This window comes from Nonomuraea sp. NPDC048892 (assembly GCF_040649735.1).
GTDB classification, from domain to species: Bacteria; Actinomycetota; Actinomycetes; order Streptosporangiales; family Streptosporangiaceae; genus Nonomuraea; species Nonomuraea maheshkhaliensis.
Map to the genome: position 1 here is coordinate 143,944 of NZ_JBEZFZ010000014.1, position 15,977 is coordinate 159,920.

Consider the following 15,977-nt stretch of genomic DNA (forward strand, 5'->3'; position numbering starts at 1 on the left):
CACATCCCCACTTTCGGCGAAGGGCTGAGATCGATGTCCCGTGAGATCCTTCCGGTCGCCGACCGTAAGCAGGTGCGCGCCTACGCCAGGCGGCTCACCCTGAAATATCCGCGCCGGCTCGGCCTCGCCCTGCTCCTGCACGGTCTGGCCGCCGTCGCCGGGCTGCTGGTGCCGTGGCAGCTGGGCGAGCTGGTGCAGAACCTTCAGTACGGCCACGAGGTGAACGTCGCCGTCGTGGCCGCCGCCATCGGGGCGTTCCTGCTGCTCCAGGGCCTCCTCGTCCGGTATGCGGTGCTGGCCTCCGCCAGGCTCGGCGAGAAGGTGCTGGCCGAGTTGCGTGAGGAGTTCGTGGACCGGGTGCTCGCCCTGCCCCTGTCCACCGTCGAACGGGCCGGGTCCGGCGACCTCATCACCCGTACTTCCCGCGATGTCGACTCGCTCTCGCGCACCGTGCGCCATGCCGTGCCCGAGACGCTGATCGCCATGGTCACGTTCGTGATCACCATCGGCGCGCTGCTGCTGACCAGCCCCCTGCTCATGCTGCCCATGCTGGTCGCCGGCCCGGTGATCGCCGTCTCCACCCGGTGGTACCTGCGGCGGGCGCGCGACGGCTATCTCCGCGAGAACGCCGCCTACGCCGACATCACCGAGGGCCTGGCCGAGACCATCGAGGGCGCCCGCGCCGTGGAGGCCCTCGGCCTGCGCGAGCGGCGGCGGGTCCGCACCGACCGGGACGTCGGGCGGTCGTTCGCAGCTGAGCGGTACACGCTGGGGCTGCGTACCCGCTGGTATCCCGCAGTGGAGCTCGGCTACGTCATCCCCGTGGTGGCGGCGCTGCTGGTCGGCGGGCTGTTCTACACCAACTCCTGGGTGAGCCTGGCCCAGGTCACCACCGCCACCCTCTACGCCCAGCAACTCGTGGACCCCCTCGACCGGTTCCTCATGTGGATCGACGAACTGCAGGTGGGCGGTGCCTCGATGGCCCGCCTGCTGGGCGTCGCCAACGTGCCCGACGACCGTGTCTCCTCCTCGGCCCGGCCTGCCGGCGAACTGCTTGAGGCCTCCTCCGTCCGGTACGCCTACCGCGCGGGCCGCGACGTGCTGCACGACGTCTCCCTGACCGTTCAGCCCGGCGAACGGCTGGCCATGGTGGGACCGTCCGGGGCCGGCAAGTCCACCCTCGGCCGGTTGCTGGCCGGCATCCACGGGCCGCGTACCGGGTCGGTCACCGTGGGCGGGGTGCCGCTCGTCGAGCTGCCCCTGGACGACCTGCGCGGGCACGTCGCCCTGGTCACCCAGGAACACCACGTGTTCAAGGGGACCATGCGCGACAACCTGCTCATCGCCCGCCCCGACGCCACCGACGCCGCCGTGCTCAAGGCCCTGGAGGCGGTTGACGCCCTCGACTGGGTGCTCGCGCTGCCGTCCGGCCTGGACACCGAGGTCGGCTCCGGCGGCGCCGCCACCGTCTCGGCCGCCCAGGCCCAGCAACTCGCCCTCGCCCGCCTCGTTCTCGCCGACCCCCACACCCTCGTCCTGGACGAGGCGACCTCCCTCATCGACCCGCGGGCGGCCAGAAACCTCGAACGCTCGCTGGCCGCCGTCCTGGACGGCCGCACGGTGATCGCCATCGCCCACCGCCTCTACACGGCCCACGACGCCGACCGGGTGGCCGTGGTGGAGGACGGGCGGATCATCGAGCTGGGATCGCACGATGAGTTGGTGGCGGAGGGCGGCTCGTACGCGGCCCTGTGGAGCAGTTGGCACGGCACCCCGACTTCCACCACGACTGTCTCTCCTTCCTGACATTTCGGCGTGTCACCACCGACCGGGAACCTGCGGTAGGTGGGTGGGTGGTGGCCCGCCAATTGGTGCATCAGTGGACTCATCGCGCATCACCAACCTGGGCAGGTCACCGGATCGGTGCGGCGAGTCGGCCGGCGGCATGGTCGGCCAGGGGACGGGGCAGGGGTCGGGCGGAGCTGTGGGTCGGTCAGGGGACGGGCGGACGACGAGCAGGTTGTCGCGCATGGTCCTTTGAACACGTGGTGTTCCTGGATGATGAGCGCGACGTGCCCGCGCAGGTCGGTCAGGGAGCGGGGCAGGGGTCGGGCGGGGTTGTGGGGCGGCAGAGATATGGCAGCAGTTGGGCGGGGTTGTGGGTCGGGCAGAGGGCATGGCGGCGGTCGCGCGTAGCTTCGCGGGATCAGGACGTCGTGGGGTTCGTATCCCATGGCGATGGCTGGTGAGCGGGTGGTCGGGGTCGGTGAGGGGCGGTTAGTAAATGTGGTTGGTCAGCATGTGGTTTTTGGGGTGGGGAGGGTGCGGTCGGTGAAGTAGCGGTTGATGTGGTCGCGGGCGCAGGGGTTGAAGCCGTACAGGGTGTGGCCGGGGCCGTCGTGGTGGATGGTGGCGCTGCCGGGGACCTGGGTCAGGACCCGTTCGACCGCGTCGGACTCGCCCCACGCGCCGGCTCCCAGGATGGGCGGGAGGTTCTTGGGGAGGGCGACGGGTGGGTTGGTGACGGGTACGGGCCAGCCGACGCAGTTGAGGGTGGCGGAGGCGTTGCTGCCGGAGATGCCCGTGTTGGGGGCGATCTTGCGGAGGCGGGCGAAGATGGAGTTCATCTCCTTGCGGTTGGCGACCCGGGGCCAGTCGGTGCATTCGGTGACGCCGGTCGCCTGGTCGGGATAGCGGGCGCCCCTTGTCGGTACGAAGTCGGAGGCGTCGCCCTTGCTCGCCTTGCGGATCGCCGTGGCCAGCTTGGGCCAGGCCGCGGAGCCTTGGCGGGCGAGGGCCAGGGCGAAGGTCTGCAGGTCGCGGGTCTTGTAGGCGACGTTGGGCGTCGTGGTGGGGATGGGGGTGCGGTCGGCTCTGGCGATGAGGGCGCGCCAGAGCGCCGGGACGTCCTTGCAGTCGTTGGCGGCGCACCAGGTGAAGAAGCGCCGCATGAACTGCTCGTTGGTCTTGGCCATCGCCTCAAGCTCGCGCTGCCAGTCGGGGGCGCTGTGGCTCCAGGTGCCGTCCAGGACCATCGTGCGGACGCGGCCGGGGAAGAGGCGGGCGTAGTCCTGGCCGTAGAAGCCCGCGTATGAGGCACCGTAGTAGTTGAGCTTGTCGTCGCCGAGTGCCTTTCTGATCGCTTCCATGTCTCTGGCATGGTCGGCCGAGCTCATGTTGGCGAACAGCTCGGGATCCTTGAGCCGGCAGGCTTCGGCGTAGCCGCGGTTGGTGTCGGCGAGGCGGCCGAAGTCGGCGTCGTCCTTCGGTACGTCGGCGATGGGGACGCGGGTCCAGGCGCACGGCAGGCCCGTGCTGAGGCCCTGGAACTGGTCCATGCCGTAGCCGCGGGTGTCCCACGTCACTATGTCCATGCGTTGGCGCAGCTCGGCCCACCAGTCGGGGGAGGACTGGGTCAGGGCGATGCCGGGGCCGCCCGGGCCGCCGTAGGCCACCAGGACGGAGCCTTCCGAGGGGCCGGTGGCCTTGAGGCGGCCCAGCTTGAGGGTGATCTTGCGGCCGTCCGGTTTCCGCCAGTCGGCTGGGACCTGGAGGTCGGCGCAGTCCATGCCGATCTTGTCGCTGGGGCAGGGCTCCCACTTCAGCGCACCCCCGGACTTGGCCGGGGTCCTAACGGTCGGGGTCTTGGTAGCTGGGCTTTTGATGGCCGGGCTCTTGGTGGCTGGGCTTGTGGCGGCTGGGCTCGTGGTCGTGCTCGTCGGACTGGGCTCTGCCCGTGCGGCTGCTGGTGTGGGTGCCATGCCTGCGTTGAGCAGGGTCAGGGTGAGGGTCAGAGCCAGGGGAACGGTTGTGGAGAGGGCGAGGTGGCGTGTGCAGGGGGAGGGGTGTGGGTTGGGCATGGCGTTCACGATGCCGGAGGGGGCGGTGAGATCGCGTCGGACGGGGGTTTGGTTTATGGGGGAGGAAAGTACGACCAGGAGTTGTCAGACCGTGGGTTGATCGTCGAGGACCGACCAGGTGCTGTGGGGTGGGTTGTCTGTTGGCCGGAGGTGGTGTGGTGGCGCGGGTAACACACTGTCCCGACGTGGTGGGAAAGGGGTGGGCGGCCCGGTCCCGTCGGTGCGTGTGGAGGCGGGTGGCTCGGCTCGGTCCCGTTGGAGTGCGCCCGTGATGGGTGGGTGGCTCGTCCCGGTGGTGTGGGTGGGTGTGATGGCGTGGTGGATGCGTGGATGGTCGATCCCGATGGCCGGCGGGGAGCGGATGGGGTGGTCAGCCGCGCCAGGGCAGGTGTTTTGTCCGGCCGGGCTGGTGGCGTGGGTCGGGCGGCCAGGTCTGGTGGAGGTGAGGGGCCGAGCGGCGCGGGTTGTCGGAAGGGCCCGCGCCGCGTGCGTGCGTCAGGTCGCCGGGCCCAGGGAGCGCTTGAGGAACTCCACCTGGAGCAGCAGCAGGTTTTCCGCCACCACCTCCTGCGGCGTCATGTGAGTCACCCCCGACAGCGGCAGCACGCTGTGCTGGCGGCCGGCGGCGAGGAGGGCGGAGGAGAGGCGGAGGGTGTGGGCGGCCACGACGTTGTCGTCGGCGAGGCCGTGGATGAGCAGGAGCGGGCGTTCGAGCTTGGCCGCGTCGGCGAACAGCGACGAGTTGTCGTACGCCTCCGGATGCTGCTCGGGATGGCCCAGGTAGCGCTCGGTGTAGCAGGTGTCGTAGAGCCGCCAGTCGGTCACCGGCGCGCCCGCGACGGCGGCGTGGAAGACGTCGGGACGGCGCAGGACCGCGAGCGCGGCCAGGAAGCCGCCGAAGGACCAGCCGCGGATGGCCACCCTGCTCAGGTCGAGGTCGTCGGGGTATTGCTCGGCCACGCCCTGCAGCGCGTCGATCTGGTCGTCGAGCGCGGGGCTCGCCAGGTCGCCGCGGACCGCGCGCTCGAAGTCGGTGCCCCGGCCAGGGGTGCCGCGGCCGTCGGCCACGATGACGGCGAAGCCCTGCTCGGCGAACCACTGGCTCTCCAGGAACGCGCCCCGCCGGTTGAGCACCCGCTGCGCGTGCGGCCCGCCGTACGGGTCCATCAGCACCGGCAGCCTGCCGGAGCCCTGCTCGTGCCACGAGGGCAGCACCACGGCGGTGGCCAGCTCGCGGCGGCCGGAACGGCCGAGTGAGACCCGCAGGTCGAGGCCGGGACGCTCGGCGAACGACGGGATCGGCACCGCCATGCCGTCGCGGCGGACGACCGTGGTGGAGACGCCCTCGGCGTCGAGGCTCTGCTCGGTCAGCACGCCGACCCCGCCGGACATGCGCCCGGAGAACACCCCGGAACGGGTCGAGACGGGCAGCAGCGAGTGGCCGTCCCACGTCCACAGCTGGATCTCGGTCGGGTCGCCGCTCGCGCTGAACAGCACGCTGTCGTGATCGACGTCGAGCACGGCGCGCACCTGCAGCGTCGGGGGCGTGACGGCGCGGTCGCCGACGAACAGCCGGTGGCCGCCCTCGGAGTTGGCCACCCACACGAGCGAGCCGTCGTCGAGGTGGGCGGGCACGCCGCCGACGATGTCGACCCAGGCGGGGTCGGTGTCCTCGCGCACCAGCGTGGACGCGCCCGTCGCCGGATCGACCGTGAACAGCCGCATCGTCCGCTGGTCACGGGTGAGGGTGACGATGGACAGCGCGTGGGAGTCCCAGGCCGCGGTGGTGAGGTATTCCTCGTCGTACGGCACCGCCACCCGCGACCCGTCGAGCCCCAGCACGAACAGCCCGGTCACCGCGTTGGGCGTGCCGGCGGCCGGATAGCGCTGGGCCACGGCCGGACGGTCGGGGTTGGCCGGGTCGGCGATGTGCCACACGTGGACGGGGGCCTCGTCGGCCCGCTCGACCAGGAGCGCGTCACTCGAAGGGGCCCACCAGTAGCCCCGCATCCTGTCCATCTCCTCGGCGGCGATGAACTCGGCCAGCCCGTAGGACACCGTCTCGGTCTCCGGCTCGGCCAGCGCGCGATCGGCGCCGGAGGACAGGTCCTGGACGCGCAGGGCACCCCCGGTGACGTAGGCGACATGTCGCCCGTCAGGGGACAGGCGGGGGTCGATGACCGCGCCCGGCGTGTCGAGCTCGCGCACCTGCCCGTCGGCCAGCTCCACCACGTAGAGCGTGCCGGACAGGGCGAAGCAGGCCCTGGTCAGGTCGGCGTCGGGGGCGTAGGCCACCACGCCGCCCGCCGACTCGCGGCTGCGCTCGCGCCTGGCCCGCTCCTCCGGTGGCAGGTCCTCGTCGTCCGCGTGGAGGGTGCGCGGATCGACCACCAGGCGCTCGACGTGGGTGCCGGTGTCGAGCTCCCACATACAGGTCACCGGATCGGTGCCCGACCTGGTGCGCAGGAACACCACCCGGCCGCCGTCGGGGGAGATCGTGAAGCCCCTGGGCACGCCCAGGGTGAAACGGCGGGTCCTGGCAGACAGGCGCGGGAAGCTCTCGCTCATGGCCTCAATCCTGCCATTGCTACGCTCGTGGGCATGACTGATCGACGGCTGCTGCTCGTGCACGCCCACCCGGACGACGAGTCGATCGGCACCGGCGCGACCATCGCCAAATACGTCGCGGAAGGCGCCCACGTCACGCTCGTGACCTGCACGCTCGGCGAGGAGGGGGAGATCATCCCCCACGACCTCGCGCAGCTCGCCTCCGACCGGGACGACGCGCTCGGCCCCTACCGGGTCGGTGAGCTCGCCGCCGCCTGCCAGGCGCTCGGCGTCGAGGACCACCGATTCCTGGGCGAGCCGGGCCGTTACCGCGACTCGGGCATGATGGGCGCGGCCACCAACGACCACCCGAAGGCGTTCTGGAGCGCCGACCTCGACGAGGCGGCGGGCGAGCTGGTCAAGGTCATCCGTGAGGTACGCCCGCAGGTCCTCGTCACGTACGACGCCAACGGCTTCTACGGCCACCCCGACCACATCCAGGCGCACCGGGTTTCGCGCAGGGCGTTCGAGCTGGCGGCGAAACCCGGCTTCGGCGAGGGCGAGCCCTGGCAGATCGCGAAGTTCTACCACACGGCCATGGCCAGGTCCGTCATGCGGCGCGGGGCGGAGGCGATGCGCGAGTCCGGGACCGGCTTCCTCCTGGAGGAGGTCGACGACATGCCCTTCGGCTGTCAGGACGAGGACATCACCACCGAGATCGACGCGCGTCCCTGGATCGGCAACAAGATCGAGGCCATGCGGGCGCACGCCACGCAGATCACCGTCGAGCCGCCCTGGTTCGCGCTGTCCAACAACATCGGCCAGGAGCTCCTGGGCGTCGAGCACTACACGCTGGCCATCGGCGTGCCCGGCCCTCCGGTGCCTGGTCCGCCCGTCGAGGCGGGGGGTCTCGGAGAGCCGTACAACCGCGAGAACGATCTCTTCGCGGGCATCCACTAACCTCGTGCGATATGGAACATCGCAGCCAGGCCGAGTCGGCGCTGGGCGGGGCGGCGTACGGGATGCTGTTCGTGCTCGGGGTCGTCATGGCGATCGTGGGAGGGTTCACGCATCCCGTGTGGCAGCCCGGCCTGATCCCGGTGTCGGCGATCGGCTGGGTGCTGGCGTTGTTCGGGGTGTGCGTGGGGGCGGGCCGGCTGATGCGGGCGAGGCTCGGCGCCACGACGGCCGGGCTCGGGTGGCTGCTGGTGACGATGCCGTTCACGCTGGAGCTGAGCGCCGGGGATCTGGTGATCGCGAGCGGGGCGCCAGGCTTTGTCTACCTTTACGGGGGATTGGTCGCTCTCGTGGCGGGCTATCTACTTTCGCCCTCGTCAGGAGGGGGTTCGTGGCTCTTGCGTGGGTACCCTCCGAAGAATCCGATGTAGAGGCATAAAGTGGCTAAGTGCATTCCATCGAGCGGCACGTGGACCCGGCAACCTACCGTAAAGTCGTCGGCCGCTTCGCCACAGGAGTCGCGATCGTCACGACCAGACTCGGTGACGTCGATCATGCGATGACCGTCAACTCCTTCACCTCCGTCTCGCTCGATCCGCTGCTCGTGCTGTTCTGCGCGGAGAAGGTGGCCCGGTTCCACGACGCGGTGCTGGAGACCGGGACGTGGGGCGTGTCGGTGTTACCGGCCTCCATGGAGGACGCCTCGCGCTTCTTCGCCCACCGGGGGCGGCCGCTGAACGGCCAGCTCACCAGGTGGCCGCATCATCGGGGGGAGTCGTCGGGGGTGGCGCTGTTCGACGGGGCCATCGCCACCGTCGAGTGCGCGACGACTGCGGTGCACGACAGCGGGGACCACTCGATCGTGGTGGGCGAGGTGAGCGCGCTGGACACTCCGGCGGACGCCGCGCCGCTCCTGTACCACGAGGGGCGTTACAAGACCTTCTGAGGCTAATGTCCGCCGGGTCGGGAGCGGGGAACGAGGCCGGGCATGGACCGGGCCAGGCGCTTCGGCCTGGCCCGGTCGTGTGCTCGTGCTACTGGTCGGGGACGGTGACCTACTCGTGATGCGCGGCGGTCGTGGCGTCGGCCTTGGTGTCGGTCGTGGTGTCGGTGGGGGTGTCGGTGGGGGTGTCGGTGGGGGTGTCGGTCGGGGTGTCGGTCGGGACGCTCGTGTCCGTCGGCGTCGGCGTCGGGGTGGGGGTCGGTGTCTCGCCCGGCGTCGGGGTCTCCGAGGGGTCCTCGGCCGGAGGTTCGGACGGCGGCGGGCAGGTCGGGATCTCAGCCGTCGGGGTCGCGCTCGGCGGAGCGGTGTCCGCGGGCGGGTCGCTCGGCGTTTCTGACGGCGGTACGGTCGGCGGATCGGACGGGGGATCGGTCACCGTGGGCGTAGGCGTAGGCGTAGGCGTAGGCGTAGGCGTCTCGCTGGGCGTCGGCGTCACGGTGGGGGGAACGCTCGCGGACGGTGAGGTCGTGTCCGCGGGAGGCGCCGTGTCCGTGGGATCGGCAGGCGGCTCGCTGGGCGGATCAGTGGGTTCGACGGACGGCTGACAGGTGAACGTCACCGTCGGCCCCGGCTCCGTGACGGTGACCGTGGGACCCGGTTCGGTCACCGTGACCGTCTCCTTGATGGTGACGGTCGGCAGCGGCGCCATGGCGACGTCGGCCTCGCCTTGCTTCTTGTACGTGCCGCGCCCCAGCCGGGCCCGGGTGTTCCCTTCACCGCCGAGCACGGTGAACTCCACGCTCGCGGTCTTGCACGATCTTCTCTTGCACACCCGCTGCTCGACGGCGAAGAAGCCCGCGCCTTCGTAGGTGACCGAGACGTTCAGATAGGAAACGCCCCGCCTCTTGACCACCTTCGTCTCGGCGGTGTATTCCCCGGTCGTGGGGCTCTCCGTGGGAGTGGGGGCCGGGGTCAAGGTCTCGGCCGGGGGCGGCGTCTCGGTAGGCGGCGTCGCACCAGGTGTCTGGGACGGGGGCGTCTGGGACGGGGGCGTCTCGGACGGCGGCGACGTGGAGGGTTCGGCGGCTAACGCCAGCCGCGCGTTGGAAGGGGTGTCAGTGAATCGTAGGGAATCGGTCGCTGACGTCTGGGTGATCGCGACTCCGCCGGCTCCTGCCAGTGCAACGGTGCCGAGCAGCGCGCCCAGGATGGAGAATCTCATAATCCTGCTCTTTGGGAGATTTCAGGACGGGGATCATTATTCCGACTTGTCAAGATTGGTCAAGACTCAGACGCATGAACAGGCGCTTCCGGTTCCGGCGGGCGGCGAACTACGTCAACCTCTCCACGCCGCTCGGTCTACTGATCGCTTTCGTCGGCGGGGCGTCCAGGACGCCCGGTCCCAACGGCCTCATCCTGGCCTTCGGTTACCGCTACAGGTTCCCCATCGCGGGGGCGTTCACCGTCGGGAATGTAGTCCTGACCAGGCAGGACTCACTGAGTGAGCAGCTCATCCTGCACGAGGGGCGCCACGCCACGCAGTGGGCCTGGTGCGTCGGGCTGCCGATGCTGCCGCTCTACCTGCTGTCCATGCTCGTGTCGGTGATCGTCTGCGGGCACCAGGCCTCGTACAACATGTTCGAACGGCTGGCCGGGCTGGACGACGGCGGTTACCCGCGCAGGCCGGCGCGGTGGCGGCGCGGCACCGGCAGCGCGGGTTGACGCGATCGTGTAAAGAAAGGCGCTCCGGTCAGGGCTTGCTCTCCGCCGAGAGGACGCCACCCCGCGTGCTCACGGCGTGAGCCGCAGTGTGTGGACCGCCGCCTTCTTGACCGCCTCGGGCGAGGAGTACATCGGCAGCAGCTCCCCCTTCGCCCACACCTTCGCCTGGTCCCAGTAGTTGTCGTGGAAGGCGTGCCCCGAGGCGCCGGTCAGGTTGATCCAGCGGGACTTGTCCAGGTCCGACAGATCGACGACCATGCGCATCGACGGCACGGCGGTCACCGCGTACCCCTCCTGGACGTTCCACCCCGTGGCGTTGACCGCGTCCTTGCTCCCGGACACCGCCAGTGGCCCCCGGTTGAACAGCGCCTCGACCGGCGCGACGCCCGACACGCCGAGCGAGCCGTTGACCAGTTCGAGCTGGTGCAGGTCGCCCCAGCGCCACGCCTTGACGTCCGTCCCGAGCCGGTCGGCGAGCTCCTGGTACGCCGACGCCAGCGCCTGGCGCAGGACGTCGTCGCGGCTCTCCTTGAGCTCCTTGGTGCCCACGTCGTCCCAGAACGGGTCGTCAGGGGCCTCCAGAAGCCGCCTGACGACCTCGTACCAGCGGTCGCCTCCCGTGGGCCGGGCCGCCTCCGGTAGGTCGTCGTCGAACGTCAGCGTGAGCAGGTGCCGCCAGACGGCGTTGAAGTAGGCCGCGGCGGCCGAGCCGGATTCCTGCGTGCGGTCCCACGACTTCAGTAACTCCCTCGCCTGTACGGCGGGCCCGGCCAGGTCCACCTTCATCAGGGCGGGCACCAGCGTCTCGGCGAAGCCGTTGGCGGAGTCGCGCTGGATCCGCAGCATCGTCTCCGTGTCGATCGGGCCCTTCTGGAGCGCCTCCCTGAGCAGGGTGCGGATGCGTTCCGAGCGGTAGCCGTAGGCCCAGTCCTTGGTCAGCAGCGGCTGGTAGCGGGCGGGGTCGATGACGGCGTTGTTGGCGGTGACGATGTAGCCGTCCTCGGGGTCCTCGACGGTGGGCAGCTGGTCGTACGGGATGGGCGCGGGCCGCCACTCGTACTCGCCGGTCCAGCCGGGAACGGGCCAGGTGCCGTCGCCCTTCTCCCGTACGGGGACGCGCCCGGGGGCCTGATATCCGATCTTGCCTGTCGTGTCGGCGTAAATGAGGTTCTGGGAAGGGACATCGAACAGCGAGGCCGCCGCCTTGAACTCGTTCCAGTCGGTGGCCTTGTTCAGCGCGAAGATCGCGTCGGCCGTGCGGCCCGGCGTCAGCGCGGTCCACTGCAGCGCCACCGCGTTGGCCTCGCCGCTGGGCCGCGCGTTGGGCATCACCTCGTTGATCAGCGGGCCGTGCCGGGTGCTCTTGACGGTGATCGTGACGGGCGACCCGCCGGCCACCTTGATCACCTCTTCGCGGGTCTCCAGCTTGACCTGCTCGCCCTGGTACAGGTACGTGTCGCCGGTCACCTGCTCAAGGAACAGGTCGGCCACGTCGGGCCCGAGGTTCGTGAAGCCCCAGGCGATCTTGTCCGTGTGCCCGATGACCACGCCGGGCAGCCCGGCGAAGGTGAACCCGGTCACGTCGTACGGGCACGCCTCGGTGATCGCGCGGCAGTGCAGCCCCGCCTGATACCAGACCGACGGCATCTGCGCCGACAGGTGGGGATCGTTGGCCAGGAGCGGCTTGCCGCTGAGGGTGTTGGCGCCGGAGACCACCCACGAGTTCGACCCGACGCCCTCCCGGTCCGCGGTGCTCATGGTGCTCGGCACGTTCCGCAGCGTCCCGGCCGCGTCGGTGAGCGCCCGCCCGGCCCGCACCCGTGGCTGGGCCCGCTGGTCGAAGCGGCTCTGGGCGATGCCGCCCTCGTTGACGATCGGCAGATGGCGGTCGTAGGGGTAGCCGGGATAGAGCTGGTCGACGCGCTCTCTGGGCAGCTTGGTCAGGGCGAGCGCGCGGTCGATCTCGTCCTCCATGTTGGAGCGCAGGTCCCACGCCATGGCCTTCAGCCAGGCCAGGGAGTCGACCGCGGTCCACTTCTCCGGCGTGCCGCCCCCGCCCTGGAGCTTGAGCACGGAGTATTCGAGGCTGCGGTCGGAGGCGTGGGGGTTGGCGCTGAGCCAGGCGTTGACGCCCGCCGCGTACGCGTCGAGGTAGTCCTTCGTCTCCTGGGCCAGCTCGGGCAGCTCCTGCTCGGCCACCCGGCGCCAGCCCATGGTCCGCAGCGCCTTGTCGTTGGCGAGCGTGGCGGCGCCGAACAGCTCGGACAGGCGCCCTGCGGTCGTGTGACGGCGGAAGTCCATCTCGTAGAAGCGGTCCTGGGCGTGCACGAAGCCCTGGGCCATGAACAGGTCCTTGGCGCTGTCAGCGTAGATGTGTGGAATTCCAGATTTATCGCGATAAATCTCCACACTTCCCGTCAAGCCGGGCAGCCGCAGCGACCCGTCCACCTGGGGGAACGACTTCCGCACCGTGTAGACCAGCACGCCCGCCAGCACGAGGACCAGCGCGAGCGCGACGGTCAACGACCGGGCGGCCCACCGCAACGGCCACGGCATCCACGCATAGGGCCTCACCGCCACCTCCTTCATGCCGAACTGGCATCAAGTCTGGCAGTTCGCGATCACTCCTCCGGACGCGTTCCCGGCCGCGACGGCGCCGACCGCGGGCGCTCGGCCCCACGTCCTTCAGGCCGCGACGATCACTCCCAGGTCTGGCCTTCGGAGGTGTCGGACACCCGTACGCCCAGGTCGGCGAGCTTGTCGCGGAGCCGGTCGGAGGCCGGCCAGTCCTTCGCCTCGCGCGCCCGCTCCCGCGCCTCCAGCAGCTCACCGGCCCCGGGCGGCAGCACCTTGGCCTTGCCGATCTCGGTGGACAGATCGAGCGCCAGCACCTGGTCCAGATGGAGGAACGTCTCGAACTTCGTCCCTGGCGCCACCGATTCGTCCCGCTCCAGCTCGCGCAGGATCCGCAGCGCCGCCGGAGTGTCGAGGTCGTCGTCGAAGGCCGCCTCGACCCGGTCGGCGTAGTCCCTGGACAGGGGAGCGCTGACCGACTCGGACCACTCGGCCACCCGGGCCCGCCACCTGCGCACCGTACGGTCGGCGGCCCGCAGCGTGTCCCAGGTCAGGTTGAGCTGCTGGCGGTAGCGGTGCTCCAGGAACGCCAGCCGCACGGCCAGCGGGTCCAGCCCCTCGGCGACCACGTCGGACAGCAGCACCACGTTGCCCGTCGACTTGGCCATCTTGCGCCCGTCGAACAGCAGGTGCTCGCCGTGCACCCAGTGACGCACCACCTCGTGCCCGGCCGCCGCGTCGGACTGGGCCCGCTCGTCCTCGTGGTGCGGGAAGCGCAGGTCGATCCCGCCGAGGTGGAGGTCGATGCGCGAGCCGAGGAAACGCAGCGACATGGCCGAGCACTCCACGTGCCAGCCGGGAAAGCCCCTGCCCCAGGGCGTGTCCCAGGTCAGCTCGCCCTCGGCGGGCTTCCACAGGGCCCAGTCGGCGTGGAACCGCTTGCGGGGATCGACGGCCTCGATGCGGTGGGCGGGCCTGAGCTCGTCGAGCCGGTTGCCGGATATATCGCCATATGAGGGGAACGTACGGACATCGAAGAAGACCGACCCGTCGGGCACGGTGTAGGCGTGCCCCTGCTCGATCAGCTTGGCGATCAGCTCCACCATCAGCTCGACGCTCTCGCTGGCGCGCGGCATGTGCTCGGGCGGGCGCAGGTTGAGCGCGGAGGCGTCGGCCACGAACGACTCCTCGTGGAAGCGGGCCAGCTCCAGCGGCGAGCGCCCCTCGGCCTGCGCCTGGGCCAGAACCTTGTCCTCGCCCTCACCGGCGGAGGAGTCGGCGAGGTGGCCGACGTCGGTGATGTTCTGGCAGGCCACGACCCGCACCCGCCGCCGCTCCAGGACCCGTCTGACCAGGTCGGAGAGCACGTAGGTGCGCAGGTTGCCCACGTGCGCGGGGCGGTAGACCGTCGGCCCGCACGTGTACATCCGCAGCGCCCGCCCGGCGTCGATCCGCTCGACCTGCCTGGCGCGCGTGTCGTAGATCCGCAACATCTCCCGAGCTTAGCTCGGCGTCATCCGCCCAGGAAACCGAGTATGTCCCGGTCACCGCGCTCGCGCAGCCTGGCGATCACCTCTTCGCGGCCGGCCGTGTCGGGCAGCCCGATCCTGGCCCCGATCAGGCGCAGACCCTCCATCTCCGAGCTGACGGGAGCGGTGTAGCCGAGCAGGTAGAGCGCCCGGTTCACCGGCGGCATCGCCAGGGGCGCGGCGGGCAGGTAGCGCGTCAGCAGCTCGCCGCCGTCGGACACGGTGAGGAAGACGTGGTCGCCCTCGTTGGCCTTGTACTCGACCAGGATGTTGCGGATCGACCCCATGGTGGGCTGGTTGTGCCAGCTGATCACCACGTCGCCGGACGGCGCGGAGGCGGTCAGTTGCCCGCCGGGCGCCATCCCCAGGTACGCCGCGAACCCCGTCGGCAGCGGCGAGCCGGAACCGCGCAGGTGCTCGGCGTTGATGTCCACCCGGTGCCACCAGCGCCCGTCGCGGGAGCGGAAGCTGCGCCGGGTCTCCGAGACGTCCTTGCGCGGCTGGTACGGCTCCGCCTCCCCGCCCGGCGAAGTGCCCGCCACCCGGATCCAGCCCCGCTGCGTGCGCTCGAACCCCGGCCCGCCCGAGTACGCCCGCACGGAGCTCTCGCTCACGTCGTAGCGCGAGGTGAGGTTGGCCACGATCGTGCTCACCGACGCCTCGCCGCCGGCCCGCTCGATCTCCCTGGCGATCATCTCCCTGATCCCCAGGTATTCGTCGCCGCCCCACCTGGTCAGCCCGTACTTGTTGCGGTCGAGCCGGCGGAAGCGCTCGTCGGCGGTGAGCTGGTTGCGGATGCCGACCAGGCTGTAGTCCTCGCCGATGCGCTCCTGGATCTCCTCGGGCGACAGAGGTGTGCCCGCCACCGCCAGCACCGCCTCGGCCTTCTCGTTGATGCTGCGCGGCCACGGCACCACGTGCTGGCCCAGCACGCGAAGCTGCGGCACGGCCAGGATCCACCGCTCGGCCACGTCCTCGTGCACGCCGAGCTGAGACACCATGGACACGGCCTCGGGCAGCGGGCGGGGCCCGTCGGTGAAGAGCTGGCGCGTCTTCTCCCGCAGGTCGTCGGCCCCGCCGGCCACCAGCCAGCCGTCCGACTGCTCGTAGCCGGTCATCAGCGTACGCACGAACCGCCACGCCGGGATCCCCAGCGCGCGCAGGTCGCCCGCGTGCCACGGCACGACGGTCTGCAGGTCCTCGGCCGGCACGGCCACGCCCAGCCGCCCGCGCAGCCACGTCACGTGGGCGACCAGGCCGCCCGCCTCGGGCTTGGCGAGCCAGGCGTCGATCTGCTCGCGCAGGTCGCGCTCGATCTGCCTGATCCGCTCCCTGGTGACGGAGAAGCGCTGCGCCAGCTCGTCCAGGGTGGCCCGCTGCTCGGCGTACAGCCGGTCGCGCGCGATGGCCCGCTGCCGGTCGTCCAGCGCCGCGAACAGCTCGTCGATCAGCTCGGGCAGCGGCTTGTCCGTCCTTGCCGGGCCTGGCCCGGCCTCGGGCGCGGGTTCGAGCAGCCGCTCGAAGACGCCGCTGAACAGTTTCTGCACCACGTCCTTGCCCAGCGTCTCCGGCGTCCGCTCGGCCTCGGCGGGGTCGGAGAACCGCAGCAGCGGCAAAATGTCGCCGAGCGTCAGATGCCCCCAGCAGGCCACGGCCAGGTCGGCCAGACGGCCCGCCACGGTCTGTGTGCCGACGATGGCGCACGCGCGGTCGAGAGGAATCGCCTGCCACCAGGCCTCGGGCAGCTGTGGCTCCTCCACGATCGGCGCGATCTGACCAGGAGAGGTCCAGCGCAGTGGTGGCGTGAGGTCGCTCAGGCTGAGGTTCATTGAGGTCCAACCGGCA

Annotated in this window: 11 protein-coding genes; 5 read left to right on the plus strand and 6 right to left on the minus strand. The window is 70.7% G+C overall.

The features are described from left to right. Nucleotides 1–33: 33 nt before the first annotated feature. A complete protein-coding gene (locus tag AB0C28_RS36040) occupies nucleotides 34–1,806 on the plus strand; it encodes an ABC transporter ATP-binding protein (RefSeq protein ID WP_358080138.1) in 1,773 nt (590 codons plus the stop codon). A gap of 488 nt (nucleotides 1,807–2,294) precedes the next feature. Here the strand turns inward: AB0C28_RS36040 and AB0C28_RS36045 are convergent, their stop codons facing one another. Together AB0C28_RS36045 and AB0C28_RS36050 are read right to left on the minus strand one after the other, a co-directional pair. Continuing rightward, nucleotides 2,295–3,569: an alpha/beta fold hydrolase gene (locus tag AB0C28_RS36045; RefSeq protein ID WP_358080139.1), complete on the minus strand. Its 1,275-nt coding sequence runs from the start codon at nucleotides 3,567–3,569 to the stop codon at nucleotides 2,295–2,297. 786 nt (nucleotides 3,570–4,355) lie between these two features. Continuing rightward, entirely contained in the window at nucleotides 4,356–6,428 is a 2,073-nt protein-coding gene (locus tag AB0C28_RS36050) for a prolyl oligopeptidase family serine peptidase (protein WP_358080140.1), read from the minus strand. A gap of 33 nt (nucleotides 6,429–6,461) precedes the next feature. On the opposite strand from AB0C28_RS36050, the gene mshB reads away from it, so the two are divergent. Genes mshB through AB0C28_RS36065 form a run of 3 tightly spaced genes read left to right on the plus strand, consistent with a single transcriptional unit; the run spans nucleotide 6,462 to nucleotide 8,310 of the window. Beyond that, nucleotides 6,462–7,367 carry an N-acetyl-1-D-myo-inositol-2-amino-2-deoxy-alpha-D-glucopyranoside deacetylase gene (mshB, locus tag AB0C28_RS36055; RefSeq protein WP_357854794.1) on the plus strand — a complete coding sequence of 302 codons (906 nt, stop codon included), beginning with the start codon at nucleotides 6,462–6,464 and terminating at the stop codon, nucleotides 7,365–7,367. Nucleotides 7,368–7,378: 11 nt separating this feature from the next. Next, nucleotides 7,379–7,795, plus strand: coding sequence for a DUF6113 family protein (locus tag AB0C28_RS36060; RefSeq protein WP_357854791.1), 417 nt, complete (start codon nucleotides 7,379–7,381; stop codon nucleotides 7,793–7,795). Between the two features lie 17 nt (nucleotides 7,796–7,812). Next, on the plus strand, nucleotides 7,813–8,310 hold the full coding sequence (locus AB0C28_RS36065; protein ID WP_358080141.1) for a flavin reductase family protein: 498 nt from the start codon (nucleotides 7,813–7,815) through the stop codon (nucleotides 8,308–8,310). A 109-nt stretch (nucleotides 8,311–8,419) separates the two neighbouring features. Here AB0C28_RS36065 and AB0C28_RS36070 read toward each other — a convergent pair whose 3' ends face one another. After that, nucleotides 8,420–9,529, minus strand: a complete 1,110-nt coding sequence (locus AB0C28_RS36070) for a hypothetical protein (RefSeq protein ID WP_358080142.1) — start codon at nucleotides 9,527–9,529, stop codon at nucleotides 8,420–8,422. Between the two features lie 74 nt (nucleotides 9,530–9,603). On the opposite strand from AB0C28_RS36070, the gene AB0C28_RS36075 reads away from it, so the two are divergent. After that, a complete protein-coding gene (locus tag AB0C28_RS36075; protein ID WP_358080143.1) occupies nucleotides 9,604–10,029 on the plus strand; it encodes a hypothetical protein in 426 nt (141 codons plus the stop codon). Between the two features lie 69 nt (nucleotides 10,030–10,098). On the opposite strand, the gene AB0C28_RS36080 is transcribed toward AB0C28_RS36075, so the two are convergent. From AB0C28_RS36080 to AB0C28_RS36090, 3 genes are all read right to left on the minus strand, one after another. Beyond that, a complete protein-coding gene (locus AB0C28_RS36080) occupies nucleotides 10,099–12,585 on the minus strand; it encodes a penicillin acylase family protein (protein WP_358080184.1) in 2,487 nt (828 codons plus the stop codon). A gap of 143 nt (nucleotides 12,586–12,728) precedes the next feature. Then, entirely contained in the window at nucleotides 12,729–14,096 is a 1,368-nt protein-coding gene (gene cysS / locus AB0C28_RS36085; RefSeq protein ID WP_357854779.1) for a cysteine--tRNA ligase, read from the minus strand. A gap of 20 nt (nucleotides 14,097–14,116) precedes the next feature. After that, nucleotides 14,117–15,961, minus strand: coding sequence for a sigma factor-like helix-turn-helix DNA-binding protein (locus AB0C28_RS36090; protein WP_357854776.1), 1,845 nt, complete (start codon nucleotides 15,959–15,961; stop codon nucleotides 14,117–14,119). Nucleotides 15,962–15,977 lie beyond the last annotated feature (16 nt).

What these genes read in the sequence shown, in the direction of transcription:
- cysS (WP_357854779.1), bottom strand. Translation starts at nt 14,096, where the DNA reads ATGTTGCGGATCTACGACACGCGCGCCAGGCAGGTCGAGCGGATCGAC.
- AB0C28_RS36090 (WP_357854776.1), bottom strand. Translation starts at nt 15,961, where the DNA reads ATGAACCTCAGCCTGAGCGACCTCACGCCACCACTGCGCTGGACCTCT.
- AB0C28_RS36045 (WP_358080139.1), bottom strand. Translation starts at nt 3,569, where the DNA reads ATGGACTGCGCCGACCTCCAGGTCCCAGCCGACTGGCGGAAACCGGAC.
- AB0C28_RS36080 (WP_358080184.1), bottom strand. Translation starts at nt 12,585, where the DNA reads ATGCCGTGGCCGTTGCGGTGGGCCGCCCGGTCGTTGACCGTCGCGCTC.
- AB0C28_RS36075 (WP_358080143.1), top strand. Translation starts at nt 9,604, where the DNA reads ATGAACAGGCGCTTCCGGTTCCGGCGGGCGGCGAACTACGTCAACCTC.
- mshB (WP_357854794.1), top strand. Translation starts at nt 6,462, where the DNA reads ATGACTGATCGACGGCTGCTGCTCGTGCACGCCCACCCGGACGACGAG.
- AB0C28_RS36050 (WP_358080140.1), bottom strand. Translation starts at nt 6,428, where the DNA reads ATGAGCGAGAGCTTCCCGCGCCTGTCTGCCAGGACCCGCCGTTTCACC.
- AB0C28_RS36060 (WP_357854791.1), top strand. Translation starts at nt 7,379, where the DNA reads ATGGAACATCGCAGCCAGGCCGAGTCGGCGCTGGGCGGGGCGGCGTAC.
- AB0C28_RS36040 (WP_358080138.1), top strand. Translation starts at nt 34, where the DNA reads ATGTCCCGTGAGATCCTTCCGGTCGCCGACCGTAAGCAGGTGCGCGCC.
- AB0C28_RS36070 (WP_358080142.1), bottom strand. Translation starts at nt 9,529, where the DNA reads ATGAGATTCTCCATCCTGGGCGCGCTGCTCGGCACCGTTGCACTGGCA.